General features: G+C 60.4%; 13 protein-coding genes. 10 read left to right on the plus strand and 3 right to left on the minus strand.

Going from position 1 to position 16,284, the window contains the following annotated elements; translation table 11 throughout:
- Positions 1 to 36 precede the first annotated feature (36 nt).
- Positions 37 to 1,665: an MFS transporter gene (locus AT6N2_RS10030; RefSeq protein ID WP_063949335.1), complete on the minus strand. Its 1,629-nt coding sequence runs from the start codon at positions 1,663 to 1,665 to the stop codon at positions 37 to 39.
- 285 nt (positions 1,666 to 1,950) lie between these two features.
- On the opposite strand from AT6N2_RS10030, the gene rimP reads away from it, so the two are divergent.
- From rimP to AT6N2_RS10075, 9 genes are all read left to right on the plus strand, one after another.
- Complete coding sequence (rimP, locus tag AT6N2_RS10035) at positions 1,951 to 2,547, plus strand: ribosome maturation factor RimP (protein WP_144576252.1); 597 nt, start codon at positions 1,951 to 1,953, stop codon at positions 2,545 to 2,547.
- A 63-nt stretch (positions 2,548 to 2,610) separates the two neighbouring features.
- On the plus strand, positions 2,611 to 4,227 hold the full coding sequence (nusA, locus tag AT6N2_RS10040) for a transcription termination factor NusA (RefSeq protein WP_003524306.1): 1,617 nt from the start codon (positions 2,611 to 2,613) through the stop codon (positions 4,225 to 4,227).
- Positions 4,224 to 4,925 carry an RNA-binding protein gene (locus AT6N2_RS10045; RefSeq protein ID WP_209086212.1) on the plus strand — a complete coding sequence of 234 codons (702 nt, stop codon included), beginning with the start codon at positions 4,224 to 4,226 and terminating at the stop codon, positions 4,923 to 4,925. The genes nusA and AT6N2_RS10045 overlap by 4 nt, the downstream gene beginning before the upstream one ends.
- Before the next feature lie 102 nt (positions 4,926 to 5,027).
- Positions 5,028 to 7,760, plus strand: coding sequence for a translation initiation factor IF-2 (gene infB, locus AT6N2_RS10050; RefSeq protein WP_209086215.1), 2,733 nt, complete (start codon positions 5,028 to 5,030; stop codon positions 7,758 to 7,760).
- 139 nt (positions 7,761 to 7,899) lie between these two features.
- Positions 7,900 to 8,316 (plus strand): 30S ribosome-binding factor RbfA, encoded by a 417-nt coding sequence (gene rbfA, locus AT6N2_RS10055; protein ID WP_004439055.1) that lies wholly within the window; start codon positions 7,900 to 7,902, stop codon positions 8,314 to 8,316.
- A gap of 3 nt (positions 8,317 to 8,319) precedes the next feature.
- The gene (gene truB, locus AT6N2_RS10060; protein WP_063949331.1) at positions 8,320 to 9,267 is read left to right on the plus strand and encodes a tRNA pseudouridine(55) synthase TruB; all 948 of its coding nucleotides are present in this window, start codon (positions 8,320 to 8,322) and stop codon (positions 9,265 to 9,267) included.
- A gap of 181 nt (positions 9,268 to 9,448) precedes the next feature.
- The gene (gene rpsO / locus AT6N2_RS10065; protein WP_003492949.1) at positions 9,449 to 9,718 is read left to right on the plus strand and encodes a 30S ribosomal protein S15; all 270 of its coding nucleotides are present in this window, start codon (positions 9,449 to 9,451) and stop codon (positions 9,716 to 9,718) included.
- 279 nt (positions 9,719 to 9,997) lie between these two features.
- Positions 9,998 to 12,145 (plus strand): polyribonucleotide nucleotidyltransferase, encoded by a 2,148-nt coding sequence (gene pnp / locus AT6N2_RS10070; RefSeq protein WP_063949330.1) that lies wholly within the window; start codon positions 9,998 to 10,000, stop codon positions 12,143 to 12,145.
- A 75-nt stretch (positions 12,146 to 12,220) separates the two neighbouring features.
- Positions 12,221 to 13,237, plus strand: a complete 1,017-nt coding sequence (locus tag AT6N2_RS10075) for a class I SAM-dependent methyltransferase (protein ID WP_209086217.1) — start codon at positions 12,221 to 12,223, stop codon at positions 13,235 to 13,237.
- Positions 13,238 to 13,242: 5 nt separating this feature from the next.
- Here AT6N2_RS10075 and AT6N2_RS10080 read toward each other — a convergent pair whose 3' ends face one another.
- Positions 13,243 to 14,187: an AEC family transporter gene (locus AT6N2_RS10080; protein ID WP_209086219.1), complete on the minus strand. Its 945-nt coding sequence runs from the start codon at positions 14,185 to 14,187 to the stop codon at positions 13,243 to 13,245.
- Between the two features lie 458 nt (positions 14,188 to 14,645).
- Between AT6N2_RS10080 and AT6N2_RS10085 the strand changes: the two genes are divergently transcribed.
- Positions 14,646 to 15,638 carry an adenosine kinase gene (locus AT6N2_RS10085; protein WP_209086222.1) on the plus strand — a complete coding sequence of 331 codons (993 nt, stop codon included), beginning with the start codon at positions 14,646 to 14,648 and terminating at the stop codon, positions 15,636 to 15,638.
- Here the strand turns inward: AT6N2_RS10085 and AT6N2_RS10090 are convergent.
- A complete protein-coding gene (locus tag AT6N2_RS10090) occupies positions 15,631 to 16,164 on the minus strand; it encodes an SH3 domain-containing protein (RefSeq protein ID WP_209086225.1) in 534 nt (177 codons plus the stop codon). The genes AT6N2_RS10085 and AT6N2_RS10090 overlap by 8 nt on opposite strands.
- Between the last annotated feature and the right edge of the window lie 120 nt (positions 16,165 to 16,284).

The raw sequence follows: 16,284 nt of genomic DNA on the forward strand, positions 1-16,284 counted from the left end.
CGTGACAAGATAAGCGCTGGTGGAGTTCAACACCTGTCAATGCTGGTCAGTATGCGGCTTGTGAAAGATGTCGTCGGTCGGTGGAATGGTCTGCCGCTCGATCATCCGATGCACCCGGGGGCGCGTCTTGCCGCGGTGAAGCTCGAGCAGCCGGTCCCAGGCTTCCGCATCCGCCTGGGTGCGGCGGTGGTTATGGCGGACATATTCCACCCAAGTCGGCACATGGTAACTTTCCGTCCAGATATCAGGGTTTTCGAGATCGCGCATCAGGTTCCAGTTGCGGGCGCCATCGCGGATACGGATACGGCGACGCTCCGCCATCAGCGGCAGGAATTCACCAAGGTCTTCGTCGTGGATTTCATAGTCGATAAGGATGGCGATGGGACCACTGCGCGGCTTGATATCGAGCCTGAGCGGCGGCTCCACGAACCGGTTGAGCGGATCGAGATTGAGCGAGGCGAACGCCGGCATGGCAAGTTTGAAACCCACGACAACGCCGAGCAGCATCAGGAGACAGGAGCCCAGCAGGGAATAGGAAATGCCGTAGTCCTCGGCAAGTTCACCCCATAGCCAGCTGCCGACGGCGATACCGCCAAAGGTCAGCGTCTGGTAAAGCGAAAGCGCCCGGCCCACCACCCAGCGCGGCGTGGAAAGCTGAACGATGGTGTTGAAGAGCGACAACGCCAGAACCCAACAGGCGCCGGCGATCGTCAGCACCAGGGACGTGATGATGGCATTGGTGCTGATTGCAGTCACTCCGGCACTGAAAGCAAAGCCGAGAAAAGCCACGCGAACGATCCATTCGCTCGACATGACCTCCCGCAGGCGCGCGCTGACCAGCGCGCCGCCGATGGCACCAACGCCGAATGCACCCAGCATGACGCCGTAAGTCAAGGGGCCGCCCTCCACCAGATCACGGGCGACGATGGGCATCAGGGCAAGGATGGCACTGGCGGAAAGGCCGAAAAGGAAGCCTCGCACCAGCACCTTGCCGATGTTGGGCGACATCGCCACATAACGCATGCCAGCCGAGATGGCCGCCAGCAGCTGCTCACGCGGCAGGCTCGAGGCATATTTCGGCGGCTGCCAGCGAAACAGGGCGTAGATGAGCGTGAAGTAGCTCAGCGCATTGACAAAAAAGGCGGCGGCGGCACCGGCGGCGGCGACGATGATACCGCCAATGGCCGGTCCGACGCTGCGGGTAATGTTGAAGCCGACGCTGTTCAACGTCACCGCAGCCGGCAAATCCTCGCGCGGCACCATTTCGCCGACGGACGCCTGCCACGATGGATTGTTGAGCGCGGTGCCGCAACCGATCATGAAGGTGAAGAACAGCAGCAGCCAGGGCGTGAGCCATCCCGACCAGGCAAAGACGGTGAGCAGCACGGAGGCCGTCAGCATCAGTATCTGCGCCGAAATCATGATGCGTCGGCGGTCGAAACTGTCGGCGAGCGCGCCTGAAATCAGCGAGAACAGCATGATCGGCAGCGAGGTGGAGGCCTGCACCAGCGCGATCATGTTTTCCGAACTCGACAGCGAGGTCATCATCCAGGCCGCACCCACCGCCTGGATCAGCCCGCCGAAATTCGAGGCGATGCTCGCAAACCAGATTCGTCTGTAGGTCAAATGCCTTAAAGGCGCGAGTGGCGATTTACGGTCAGGCACGATCTGTCCACTTGATGCAACTGCGATTTATCAAACGGCAACTATAGACAGTGCCGAAAATCAATCCACCCCCTGCGCCATCGTCGGGGTGAAAATGTGACGATTGCCTCCAGTGTCGTCGATTTTGGCGAAAACCTTGCAATCCTGCCCCGATGGGTCTATATGACCCCTGAAATTCTTGATCGCTTGATGAAGAGTGGGGCCGCAAGGCTCCGCTCTTTTTCGTTAGGCGAGCCGGAAACGGCGGGCGCATCGCCCGATGAAAAAGAGAGACCGGAAGGCCATATGGCAGACACCGCACATGAACCGCGACTGATAACCGAAACCGGCATCGACCAGCGTATTGCCGAAATCATCGAGCCTGTTCTGGCAGGTATGGGCTATGTTCTGGTACGCGTGCGGCTTTCCAACCAGAACGGCATGACCCTGCAGGTGATGGCGGAGCGGGAAGACGGCACGATGACCGTTGAGGACTGTGAAGCCATCTCCATGGCCATTTCACCGGTTCTTGATGTGGAAGATCCCGTCGATAAGGCGTATCATCTCGAAGTTTCCTCGCCCGGCATCGACCGGCCGATGGTTCGCAAATCGGATTTTACCCGTTGGCAGGGCCATCTGGTGAAGGTCGAAACCTCCATTCTGGTCGAGAACCGCAAGCGGTTTCGCGGCAAGATCGTTGAGGTTGATGCTGACGGTTTCAAGCTGGAACGCGACCAGATCGCTTATGGCGAAGAGCCGACAGTCATCGTTCCGTTCACTGCGCTTTCGGATGCGAAGCTCATTCTGACGGACGACCTTATTCGTGATGCGCTGCGGGCAGACAAGGCGGCCAAGGCCGCTGCCGCAAACCAGAACGACGAAAACGAAGCAGACGAAGACTAATTCCAACGTAAAGCCCGGAAAACGGGCGATCCCCGCAATTATGCGACTTACGGAGATAAAAAAATGGCAGTGAGTGCTAACCGGCTTGAGCTTCTGCAGATCGCCGATGCTGTGGCGCGCGAAAAGGTCATCGACCGCGAAATCGTGCTTGCCGCAATGGCCGACGCTATCCAGAAAGCCGCCCGCTCGCGCTATGGTTCGGAGACCAACATCCGCGCCGACATCAACTCCAAGACCGGCGAAATCCGCCTGCAGCGTCTTCTGGAAGTTGTCGAGGCCGCTGAGGACTATTCGACCCAAATCCCGCTGGAGCTTGCCCGCGACCGGAACCCGGACGCCAAGCTCGGCGATTTCATTGCCGACCCACTGCCGCCGATGGATTTCGGGCGTATTGCCGCCCAGTCCGCCAAGCAGGTGATCGTCCAGAAGGTGCGTGAAGCCGAGCGTGACCGCCAGTATGACGAGTTCAAGGACCGCATCGGCGAGATCGTCAACGGCACCGTCAAGCGCGTCGAATACGGCAATGTCATCGTCGATCTCGGCCGTGGCGAAGGCATTATCCGTCGTGATGAGATGATCCCGCGCGAAAACATGCGTTACGGTGATCGCGTGCGCGCCTACGTCTATGACGTTCGCCGCGAACAGCGTGGCCCGCAGATTTTCCTGTCGCGTACCCATCCTCAGTTCATGGTGAAGCTGTTCACCATGGAAGTTCCGGAAATTTACGACGGCATCATCCAGATCAAGTCGGTTGCGCGTGACCCCGGTTCGCGCGCCAAGATCGCCGTTATCTCGAACGACAGCTCGATCGACCCGGTCGGCGCCTGCGTCGGTATGCGCGGTTCGCGCGTGCAGGCCGTTGTCGGCGAATTGCAGGGCGAGAAGATCGACATCATTCCGTGGAGCCAGGAGCCGGCGTCCTTCATCGTCAACGCCCTGCAGCCGGCGGAAGTCGCCAAGGTCGTTCTGGATGAAGAATCCGAGCGTATCGAAGTGGTTGTTCCCGACGAGCAGCTGTCTCTGGCCATCGGCCGCCGCGGTCAGAACGTGCGTCTCGCATCGCAGCTGACCGGCTGGGATATCGACATCATGACCGAGCAGGAAGAATCCGAGCGTCGCCAGAAGGAATTCAACGAGCGCACGGCCCTCTTCATGGAAGCGCTCGACGTCGACGAAATGGTCGGTCAGGTTCTTGCTTCGGAAGGCTTCGCGCAGGTTGAAGAACTCGCCTATGTCGATCTCGATGAAATCTCGTCGATCGATGGCTTCGACGAAGACACCGCCGATGAAATCCAGACCCGCGCCCGCGAATATCTGGAACGCCTGGAAGCCGAAATGGATGCCAAGCGCAAGGAACTCGGCGTTTCCGACGAGCTGCGTCAGATCGACGGCCTGACCTCGCAGATGATGGTTGCGCTCGGCGAAGACGGCATCAAGACCATCGAGGACTTTGCCGGCTGTGCAGCAGACGATCTCGTTGGCTGGAGCGAGCGCAAGGATGGCGAGACGAAGAAGTTCGAAGGCATCTTCTCCAAGCTCGATGTTTCGCGCGTCGAGGCCGAGAACATGGTGGTGCAGGCTCGCCTTCTGGCAGGCTGGATCACCGCCGAAGAGCTCGCTTCCGAACAGGAAGCCGATGCGGAAGCTGCCGAGGAGGCGGATACCGCCGAACAGGAATGACATCGCAGGCGCATGAGCCGGACGAGCTGCCCGAGACTGACGATGACGGGCGGATCAAGGGCGACGTCAATGGACGTATGTGCATTGTGACACGGCAGAGCGGATCGCCAGATGAATTGATCCGCTTCGTCGCAGGCCCGGACGGCAACGTCGTTCCGGACCTGAAACGCCAATTGCCGGGGCGCGGTTGCTGGGTGACACCCGAGCGCGCCCTGATCGAGAAGGCCATCGCGAAGAAGCTCTTCGCGCGGGCTCTCAAACGCGACGTCAAGGCCGGGCCGGAGCTTCTCGCTCTTCTCGACCGGCTGATGGCGCAGCATGTGGCTGGTATGATGAACATGGCGCGCAAGGCGGGTCAGTTCATCAGCGGCGCGACGAAGGTCGATGCTGCTGTCCGTTCGGGACACGCGATCGCCGTGTTCCACGCGACCGATGCTGCGGCCGATGGCGTCAGAAAACTGGACCAGGCCCGCAAGGCCTGGGCACTCGGCAGCGATGCCGGCAACGAAATTCCGTCCTTCCGGCTCTTTAGCGATGCCGAAATGGACGAGTTGATGGGCCAGAATGCTTTTATCCATGCCTGCGCGCTTGCAGGGCAGGCGGGTGAGGGTGTAGTGAAGCGCGCAACGATGCTTGAGCGGTACCGCCTTGGCGGCCAACCTCAGGCGGAACGCGACGCTGCCCGGACAGAACAATGACGCGGTCGACTGAAATGTACGGTCGCCGCGTTCCGATGCAGCAATTGAACGACGAGACCTGATGGACGTCATCCGGTTCTCGTCCGAAGGAACGGGAACGGAATGACCGACAACAACGACGACAAGACACTTAACGCACAGCCTAAGAAGACTCTCACCCTCAAGCCGGGCGGGATGAATCAGGGCACCGTGCGGCAGGATATGGGTCGAGGTCGCACGAACGCGGTTGTCGTGGAAACACGCAAGCGTCGCCCCATGCGTCCGGAAGACGAGAAGCAGGTTCATTCGCCGGTGACGCCCGCGCCGAAGCCGGCTGCTCCTGCTGCCGCCGCGCCACGTCCGCAGGCTCCGCAGCCACGCATTCACCAGCCGGGCGGCCAACAGCAGCGTCCGGGTTCGTCCCAGCCGCAGCGCCCGGGCTCGTCCGCACCGCAGCAGCGTCAGCCCGAGCGTCCGCGCGGCAACGTCCTGCACGATCTGTCGGCCGGTGAAATGGAAGCACGTCGCCGCGCGCTGATGGAAGCGCAGGCTCGCGATGTCATCGAAGCCAAGCAGCGCGCCGAAGACGAAGCACGCCGCAAGGTGGAAGAAGAACGCCGCATCGCCGCCGAGAAGGAAGAGGCAGCACGCCGTGCAGCCGAAGAGGCTGAAGCCGCCAAGGCAGCGGCAAGCCAGCCGGCCGTGGAAGCAAAGCCACAGACAACCGCGGAAAGGCCCGCTGCGGCGGCCCAGCCGGCGTCGCGTGGCGAGACCCGTCCTCAGCCCGCCGCTGCTGCACCCGGCCGCACGACGCCCGAAACCGCCGCTCCGCGCGGTCGCCGCCCTGATGGCGACGAAGAGGACGATCGCGGCTCACGCCGTGGCAACCTGCCGGTTCGCGGCAAGGTCGCAGCACCTGCGCCGGCCAAACCGGCTGCCCGCCTGAAGACAGAAGAAGAACGCCGCCGTGGCAAGCTGACCGTGACCTCGTCCAACCTGGATGAAGACGGTACGCCACGTGGCCGCTCCATGGCATCCATGCGCCGCCGGCAGGAAAAGTTCCGCCGCAGCCAGATGCAGGAGACCCGTGAAAAGGTTATGCGCGAAGTGATCCTGCCGGAAACCATCACCATTCAGGAACTGTCGCAGCGCATGTCCGAACGTGCGGTCGACGTCATCAAGTTCCTGATGAAGGAAGGCCAGATGATGAAGCCGGGCGACGTGATCGACGCCGATCTGGCCGAGCTGATCGCGGTCGAATTTGGCCACACCGTCAAGCGCGTTTCTGAATCCGACGTGGAAGAAGGCATCTTCAACCAGACGGACGACGAGGGCGAAATGGTTGCCCGTCCGCCCGTCGTCACCATCATGGGTCACGTCGACCACGGCAAGACCTCGCTGCTCGATGCTATCCGTCAGGCGAACGTCGTTGCCGGTGAAGCCGGTGGCATCACCCAGCATATCGGCGCCTATCAGGTCGAGAAGAACGGTCAGAAGATCACCTTCATCGATACGCCCGGCCACGCCGCCTTTACGGCCATGCGTGCGCGTGGTGCGCAGGCGACGGATATTGCCGTCCTCGTGGTTGCCGCAGACGACAGCGTGATGCCGCAGACGATCGAGTCCATCAACCATGCCAAGGCAGCGGGTGTTCCGATCGTCGTTGCGATCAACAAGATCGACAAGCACGAGGCCAACCCTGACAAGGTTCGCCAGCAGCTCTTGCAGCACGAAGTCTTCGTGGAATCGATGGGCGGTGAAGTTCTTGACGTCGAAGTTTCGGCCAAGAACAAGCTCAACCTCGACAAGCTGCTTGAAGCGATCCTGCTGCAGGCCGAAATCCTCGACCTCAAGGCAGACCCGAACCGCACGGCGGAAGGGACTGTCATCGAGGCCGAGCTCGACCGCGGCCGCGGTGCCGTCGCCACGGTTCTGGTTCAGAAGGGTACGCTGAAGCCCGGACAGATCATCGTTGCCGGTGATCAGTGGGGCCGTGTCCGCGCGCTTGTCAACGACAAGGGTGAACACGTCAAGGAAGCCGGCCCGGCCATGCCGGTCGAGATTCTCGGCCTTTCCGGCACGCCTTCGGCCGGCGACCGTTTCGCGGTTGTCGAAAACGAAAGCCGTGCTCGCGAGATCTCCGAGTACCGCCAGCGTCTGGCCCGTGACAAGGCTGTCGCCCGTCAGACCGGTCAGCGTGGTTCGCTGGAACAGATGATGAGCCAGCTTCAGACCTCGGGAATGAAGGAATTCCCGCTCGTCATCAAGGCAGATGTGCAGGGCTCGGTCGAAGCCATTATCGCTTCGCTGGACAAGCTTGGCACCGACGAAGTGCGCGCTCGGATCGTTCATTCCGGTGCTGGTGCCATCACGGAATCGGATATCTCGCTTGCCGAGGCCTCCAACGCCGCGATCATCGGCTTCAACGTTCGCGCCAACGCACAGGCACGGACGGCGTCCGAACGCGCCGGTATCGAAATCCGCTACTACAACATCATCTACGATCTGGTGGATGACGTGAAGGCGGCGATGTCGGGCCTGCTTTCGCCGGAACGTCGCGAGACCTTCCTCGGCAATGCCGAAATCCTCGAGGTGTTCAACATCACCAAGGTCGGCAAGGTCGCGGGCTGCCGCGTCGTCGAAGGCAAGGTGGAACGTGGTGCGGGCGTGCGTCTGGTTCGCGACAACGTCGTTATCCACGAAGGCAAGCTCAAGACCCTCAAGCGCTTCAAGGACGAAGTCAACGAAGTGCCTGTTGGTCAGGAATGCGGTATGGCCTTCGAGAACTACGAAGACATCCGCGCTGGCGACACCATCGAGTGCTTCCGCGTCGAACACATCACGAGAACGCTCTAAAGCATTTCCAGGAAAAGTGGACCCCGGTTTTCCGTCCGGGAATGCGATAAAACAAAGAGTTAGAGCATTCTCGCCGTAGAACAGGACTTTACTGTCGGGCGCCGGCTTACCGGCGCTCGCTCCGTTTGAGGCATAATCAATGGCAAAAGCAACATCATCGGCCCCTTCGCAACGCATGCTGCGCGTCGGCGAACAGGTGCGCGCCGCCCTGACCCAGATTCTCCAGCGCGGCGAAGTCCGCGACGATCTGATCGAAAGCACCGTCATTTCCATTTCGGAAGTGCGCATGTCTCCCGATCTCAAGATCGCGACTGCCTACGTAACGCCGCTGGGCGTTGCCGATCACACCGACATCATCACGGCACTCAACCGCCACGCCAAGTTCATGCGCGGCCGCCTCGGCCCGCAGCTTCGGCAGATGAAATACATGCCGGAACTGCGTTTCCGCGACGATACGAGTTTCGACAACTACCAGAAGATCGACGCGCTTCTGCGCTCGCCCGAAGTGCAGCGCGATCTTGGACCTTCAAACGAAAAAGACGACGAACAGAACTGAAGCATGTCCAAACCACGCAAACAGCAGAACCGCAAACCCAAAGGCCGTCCGATTTCGGGCTGGCTGATCCTCGACAAGCCACTCGATTTCGGCTCCACCGAGGCCGTTTCCAAGATCAAGTGGCTTTTCAACGCCCAGAAGGCCGGCCATGCCGGCACGCTTGATCCGCTCGCGTCCGGCATGCTTCCGATCGCGCTCGGTGACGCCACCAAGACCGTGCCTTACGTCATGGACGGCCGGAAGATCTACGAATTCACCGTGACCTGGGGCGAGCAACGCGCGACCGACGATCTGGAAGGCGAAGTGGTCGAATCTTCCGATCATCGCCCGGACGAGCAGGCAATCCGCGATCTTCTGCCCAATTATACCGGCATGATCATGCAGACCCCGCCGCAATTTTCCGCCATCAAGATCGCCGGCGAGCGTGCCTATGATCTGGCGCGCGACGGCGAGACCGTGGAAATTCCCGCGCGCGAGGTGGAAATCCATCGCCTGACGCTGCTGGCCTGCCCCGATGCCGATACAGCGCATTTCGAGGTGGAGTGCGGCAAAGGCACCTATGTGCGGGCGCTGGCACGCGACATGGGCCGCGATCTCGGCTGTTTCGGCCACATCTCGGAACTTCGCCGGACCATGGTCGCGCCCTTCGGCGAAGACATGATGGTGCCGCTAGAGACTCTCACCGCGCTGGAAGCCGTTGAAGACCGCGACGAGCGGTTGGAAGCGCTGGACGCCTATCTGATCGACACGGCGGAGGCGCTTTCCGCCCTGCCCCGCCTCATCATCAACGACGACCAGGCGCACCGGTTAAAGATGGGCAACCCTATCCTGCTGCGCGGGCGCGATGCGCCTGCCAACCATCCGGAAGCCTACGCTACGGCACATGGCAAGCTGGTCGCCATTGGCGAAATCGGCGAAGGCGAGTTTCGCCCGAAGAGGGTTTTCGGCTGAGTCGGACCGTCACGCGTTTGCCGACGCGTGGCGGAGCGCTGTCAATCGCCTCTTTCCATTGCACCCGGAATAGTTTATAGGCAGCGCCAGCTTGGGCTTTGCCTTTGCTTTTCATGGCCAGAGCTGGACGACATCCCGGCTCTAGGCGTCCCGTTTTCCTTAAAACTGAAAGGATCGTCCGATGTCGATTACTGCAGAGCGTAAAGCCGCCCTCATCAAGGAATATGCAACCAAGGAAGGCGACACCGGTTCGCCGGAAGTTCAGGTCGCTATCCTTACGGAGCGGATCAACAACCTGACCGGTCACTTCAAGGACCACAAGAAGGACAACCACTCCCGTCGTGGCCTTCTGACGCTGGTTTCGAGCCGTCGTTCGCTTCTCGATTATCTGAAGAAGAAGGATGAAGCCCGTTACTCCAAGCTGATCGGTGCTCTCGGCATTCGCCGCTAATAACTTCTCCGGCGGGTTTCGCAACGATGCCCGCCGGTTTTTGTATCCGGTCTTTTGAGGCCGCATAAATTTCCGGGCGTTTGCCGCTGATGTGGCCCCCGGACGATAAGGGCGACCCGGATGGGCCGGCGCCGCCTTTTTCAACCGCAGACCTGTCATGGGGCAGGATTGCCGGATGCTTGCTTGTCGAAAGCCTCCCGCTGTCTTGCCCGTGATTGAGTCACTGCGCTGCCACCGCCGGCACGATGCCGGAGCGGCAGCCACAACCAAGGACGAGATATGTTCAATCAACACTCCGTGGAAATCGAATGGGCAGGCCGCCCGCTGAAGCTCGAGACCGGCAAGGTCGCCCGTCAGGCTGATGGCGCCGTCATCGCAACCTACGGCGAGACCATGGTTCTCGCGACTGTGGTTTCCGCAAAGTCTCCTAAGCCGGGCCAGGATTTCTTCCCGCTGACCGTCAACTATCAGGAGAAGACCTACGCAGCCGGCAAGATCCCCGGTGGCTATTTCAAGCGCGAGGGACGTCCGAGCGAAAACGAAACGCTGGTTTCGCGCCTGATCGACCGTCCGATCCGTCCGCTGTTCCCTGAAGGCTACAAGAACGACACGCAGGTTGTCGTCACCGTTATCCAGCACGATCTGGAAAACAACCCTGACATTCTCTCCATGATCGCCACATCCGCGGCGCTGACGCTTTCCGGCGTTCCCTTCATGGGCCCGGTTGGCGGCGCACGCGTTGGCTACATCAACGGAGAATACGTTCTGAATCCGCATCTCGACGAGATGGATGAATCGGTTCTGGACCTCGTTGTCGCCGGCACGCAGGACGCCGTCCTAATGGTGGAATCGGAAGCCAAGGAACTGAACGAAGACGTCATGCTCGGCGCGGTCATGTTCGGTCACCGCGGTTTCCAGCCGGTTATCGACGCGATCATCAAGCTCGCTGAAGTTGCCGCCAAGGAGCCGCGCGAGTTCGAACCGGAAGATTTTTCCGCGCTCGAAAACGAGATGCTCGCCCTTGCGGAAGCTGAACTGCGCGACGCTTACAAAATCACCGAGAAGGCTTCCCGCTACGCCGCCGTCGACGCCGTCAAGGCGAAGGTGAAGGCGCACTTCCTGCCGGAAGAAGGCGAAGCCAAGTACACGCCGGAAGAAATCGGCGCCGTCTTCAAGCACCTTCAGGCCAAGATCGTTCGCTGGAACGTTCTCGACACCAAGAGCCGCATCGACGGCCGTGACCTGTCGACCGTTCGCCCAATCGTTTCCGAAGTCGGCATCCTGCCCCGCACCCACGGCTCGGCGCTCTTCACCCGCGGTGAAACCCAGGCGATCGTTGTTGCGACCCTCGGCACCGGCGAAGACGAACAGTATGTCGACAGCCTGACCGGCATGTACAAGGAACGCTTCCTGCTGCATTACAACTTCCCGCCCTACTCGGTCGGCGAAACTGGCCGCATGGGCTCCCCGGGCCGTCGCGAAATCGGCCACGGTAAGCTGGCATGGCGCGCGATCCGTCCGATGCTGCCGACTGCCGAACAGTTCCCCTACACGCTGCGCGTCGTTTCCGAAATCACCGAATCCAACGGCTCCTCGTCGATGGCAACTGTCTGCGGCACCTCGCTTGCACTGATGGATGCCGGTGTTCCGCTTGCCAAGCCGGTTGCGGGCATCGCCATGGGCCTGATCCTCGAAGGTGACCGTTTCGCGGTTCTCTCCGACATTCTCGGTGATGAAGACCACCTCGGCGACATGGACTTCAAGGTTGCAGGTACCGCCGACGGCATTACCTCGCTGCAGATGGACATCAAGATCGCCGGTATCACCGAAGAGATCATGAAGATCGCTCTGGAGCAGGCACAGGGTGGCCGCAAGCACATTCTCGGCGAAATGGCCAATGCCATCACCGAGAGCCGTGGCCAGCTCGGCGAATTTGCGCCGCGCATCGAAGTGATGAACATCCCGGTCGACAAGATCCGTGAAGTCATCGGCTCCGGCGGGAAGGTCATTCGCGAAATCGTCGAAAAGACGGGTGCGAAGATCAACATTGAAGACGACGGCACCGTCAAGATCGCTTCTTCTTCCGGCAAGGAAATCGAAGCGGCTCGCAAGTGGATCCACTCCATCGTTGCGGAACCGGAAGTCGGCGCGATCTACGAAGGCACGGTTGTCAAGACCGCCGACTTCGGCGCTTTCGTCAACTTCTTCGGCGCCCGTGACGGCCTCGTGCACATTTCACAGCTCGCTTCCGAGCGCGTTGCCAAGACTTCCGACGTCGTCAAGGAAGGCGACAAGGTCTGGGTCAAGCTGATGGGCTTCGACGAGCGTGGCAAGGTTCGCCTGTCCATGAAGGTTGTCGACCAGGAAAGCGGCAAGGAAATCGTTGCCGACAAGAAGAAGGAAGACGGTGAAGCCGCTGCCGAATAAGGCCGCGCCACCAGACCCTACCGAGGCGCGGGTTTTGCCCGCGCCTTTTTTCTATTTCATCTTGAGGACGCTCCCATGAGCCGCGACGCTGTTAAAACCCTGTTCCACCCTTTTGCTGCAGAAATGCTCGACATGCCGAAAGAGGGCGAACGCGTTCTGTTTCTGGGAGCGGAGGCGGGTCCGCGGCTTGAGGGCTTCAATGCGGAGATCGTCGCGGTTCAGCATCTTCGCCCGCTCTATCGCGCCTTGCAGGCGCAGGGCGGTAACGTCACGCCGGATATTTCCGGTGAGGATTACGATGCGGCATTGCTGCTGTGTGGCAAACATCGCGGTGAGAACGAAAATCGCGTCGCCGAAGCATTGTCACGCGTGAAGGCCGGCGGGCTGATCGTTGCAGCCGGCTCCAAGGAGGACGGCATCGTCACGTTGCGCAAGACGCTGGCAAAACTCGGCATCGAAGCGGAATCGACGCCGAAATATCATGGCGTTGCCCTCTGGTTCAGGCGCCCGGAGGATACCTCCGCCATTGTGGCAAAACTCGCGCAGAAGCCGGTGACGGTGGAAGGTCGCTTCACCGCCCTGCCCGGCATGTTCTCCCATGACCGCGTGGATGATGGCTCGGAACTGCTCGCATCGCGTCTGCCGACTGATTTTGACGGCAATGCAGCCGATTTCGGTGCTGGCTGGGGCTATCTCTCCATCATGCTGGTCGAGAAGTCGCCGCGCACGGCGCGCATCGATCTGTTTGAGGCCGACTGGAATGCGCTGGAATACGCCAAGACCAATCTTCTCGAGAACAATCCGCGGCTGACGACACGCTTCTTCTGGCAGGATTTGGCCAATGAGCCGCCGAAGGAGAAATACGATCTCATTATCATGAATCCGCCTTTCCATGCAGCCGGACAGGCGGCGGAACCGACGCTTGGCCAAGCCTTCATCAAGGCCGCAGCAGGGGCGCTGCGCAGCGGCGGCAAGCTGCTGATGGTCGCCAATCGCGGCCTGCCCTATGAGCCGGTTCTGGCTGCCGAATTCCGCACGACTGCCGAAGTGTGCCGCAACGCCCGCTTCAAGATTCTGAGTGCCCAGAAGTAATCAAATCAGCTCAGCAGCCAGGCCCATAGCGACACGGACAGAACGCCGGTCGCTGTGGAGATGCTGATCGTGGAGGCCGCAACGCTGTGGCCGATACCGAACCGGTTGGCGATCAGCCAGGCATTTACACCCGTCGGTACCGATGAGGTGAGCACCAGCGCTGCCGTCCATTCGTGGCTGAGGCCAAGCGCATGGCCGATGATCCAGACACAGGCGGGCAACAGCAACAGTTTGAATACGGTCATGGTGACGGCGATGCCCATATTGCCGCGGATGGTATATTTCGTCAGGGCCATGCCAAGCGAGATGAGCGCTGCCGGCCCGGCCATGGACGCGACCTGATCAACCACGGTTTTGAGGATGGGCGTCAGGGGCACGCCGGAGACATTGGTCGAGAGGCCGATGGCAAGGCCGATGACCAGCGGATTGGTCACGAGGTTGCGGCCGACCTGTTTGAAGACAGCAGCCACGCTGCGCTTTTCGCCGCCGACGGCCTTATGCGTGGCGTTTTCCATCAGGATCGTCCCTGCAATCATCATCACAGGCAGATGGATAGCGAGCAGGATTGACAGGGCAACCAGCCCCTCATCACCGACAGAACGACCGACCAACGGCAGGCCGATGAAGATATTGTTGGCGAAGGCCGATGAAATGCCGGCAATCACGGCAATGCGACCATCCTGCCTGAATACGTAACGGGTGACGATATGCCCGGCTGTCCAGGTAATGGCCACGCCGGCGAAATAGGTGATCCAGAGCAGGAAGGGCGATGCCCCGTGAAAATTCGCCTCCGCCAAGGTGCGAAAGATCAGCGTCGGTACTGCGATCTTGAACACGAAGTCGCTGAGAATATCGCCCGCATCCGCCCTGAACAATCCGGCCTTAACGGTGAGCCACCCAATCAGGATGAGAATAAAGATGGGGGCAACATTCGCGGCAACGGCAGACATGAAGGAAAAGCTTTCGCGGCTTCTGCGGGGAGACACTCCGCTTTAGAGCCTTTTCGGCCGGAATGGAATCAGGAAATATGAGCGTCTTGCTTCTAGCTGAACGGCACGCGTGATGGATGGCATGCCTATTGCCTTTGAAGTGAGCGGCATGCCTGCCGAAATCGAGAGAGGAGGCATGGCATAAAAGAAAAAGCGGGGTCGCCCCCGCCTTTTGTCCGTTATGGACCGCCAGTACATCCGTGGCGGAGATAACGGTCGAGCCAGAAGACCTTCATGCCTTCCATGCCGGCAAGAGTTCCTCACCGGTGCTCTGAAGGAACAGATAGCTCACTCACGTGACGGGAAGATGACGGTTCTGGCCAGCTCCTCAAGCGGCATGGCATCCTTTGGGCTTTTCTTGCCGCGAGAAATGTTTAAGACCATCAGAAACAACGCCTCGTGCGAACCGGATAGGGCCCATGACGAAATTCGACGTACTGACTGTCGGCAATGCCATCGTCGACATCATCTCCCGCTGCGATGACACGTTTCTCAACGACAATGCGATTACCAAAGGTGCGATGAACCTCATCGACGCGGAGCGCGCGGAGTTGCTTTATTCACTGATGGGCCCGGCACTCGAAGCCTCCGGCGGCAGCGCCGGCAATACGGCGGCAGGTGTGGCGAATTTTGGCGGCAGGGCTGCCTATTTCGGCAAGGTGGCGGAAGACCAGCTTGGCGAAATCTTCCAGCACGACATCCGCGCTCAGGGCGTTTATTTCGAGACCAAGCCGGAAGGCACTTTCCCGCCCACTGCCCGCTCGATGATCTTCGTGACTGAAGACGGCGAGCGTTCGATGAACACCTATCTTGGCGCCTGCGTCGATCTCGGCCCTGAGGATGTGGAAGACGATGTGGTGGCGCAGACCAAGGTCACCTATTTCGAAGGTTACCTGTGGGATCCGCCACGCGCCAAGGACGCGATCCGCGAATGTGCCCGCATTGCGCATGAAAACGGCCGCGAAGTTTCCATGACGCTTTCCGACAGTTTCTGCGTCGGCCGTTACCGTGACGAGTTTCTCGATCTGATGCGCTCCGGCACGGTGGACATCGTTTTCGCCAACAAGCAGGAAGCGCTTTCCCTTTATGAAACCGACGACTTCGAGCTTGCGCTGACCAGGATCGCCGCCGACTGCAAGATCGCGGCGGTGACGATGAGCGAGGAAGGTGCGGTTATCCTGCACGGCACTGACCGCGTGAAGGTGGAAGCCTATCCGGTGCATGACGTGGTAGACACGACCGGTGCGGGCGATCTTTTCGCCGCCGGTTTCCTGTTCGGCTACACCCAGGACAGGTCGCTGGAAGATTGCGGCAAGCTTGGCTGCCTTGCGGCTGCCGCCGTCATCCAGCAGGTCGGGCCGCGCCCCATGTCATCGCTGAAGGCGCTTGGCGAGAAGCACGGCCTTATTTGAAGGCTTCACCGGGGTAAGCACCCCAGATTTCGCCCTGTGACACCCAGCCCGAGGCCTGACCGGCCTCGGCGCGGCACCAGTCACCGTTGCATTCCCCGATCCGGAAGACCACACCCGGCTCAAGCCGTGCTACGACGGCAGCGCCGGACTGCGCTTCACGGCGCATGTTGACATAGACTTCCTTGCCCTTACCGCGCATCCATGGGGCAGCAACAGCCGTGCGCTCTCCCGACAGCAGCGCCTGATTGACCCAGCCCTCAGTGCCGTCAGCATCGCGAATGCGGCGCCAGTTCTCATATTCCTGAATAATTTCGACCGGCATGCCCGATTTCATGTACATCCAGGACACGGCATAATCCGTGCTCGGTCCGATGCGCATGTTGACGCGTTTGGATTTCAGGCTGACAAAACGCGGCAGAGGCAAGCCGCTCGCGCCCTTAGCCGCGCCTTGGGCAACGGCCTGGCCTGCCACACCGGAGAAGCCCAGAGACAATGCAATGCAAACGATAGATACCACACTGCGCATGCCCATTTCCGTTTCCCGCCTTCTGCAAATCGGATGATATCCAAGGGGGCGTGTTTCCCCATGCCTCAAGATGCGGCGAGTTTTATTTGTCTTCGCCGTTGGGTCTGGTAGAAACGCCCT

The sequence above is a fragment of the Agrobacterium tumefaciens genome, assembly GCF_017726655.1.
GTDB lineage: Bacteria > Pseudomonadota > Alphaproteobacteria > Rhizobiales > Rhizobiaceae > Agrobacterium > Agrobacterium tumefaciens_B.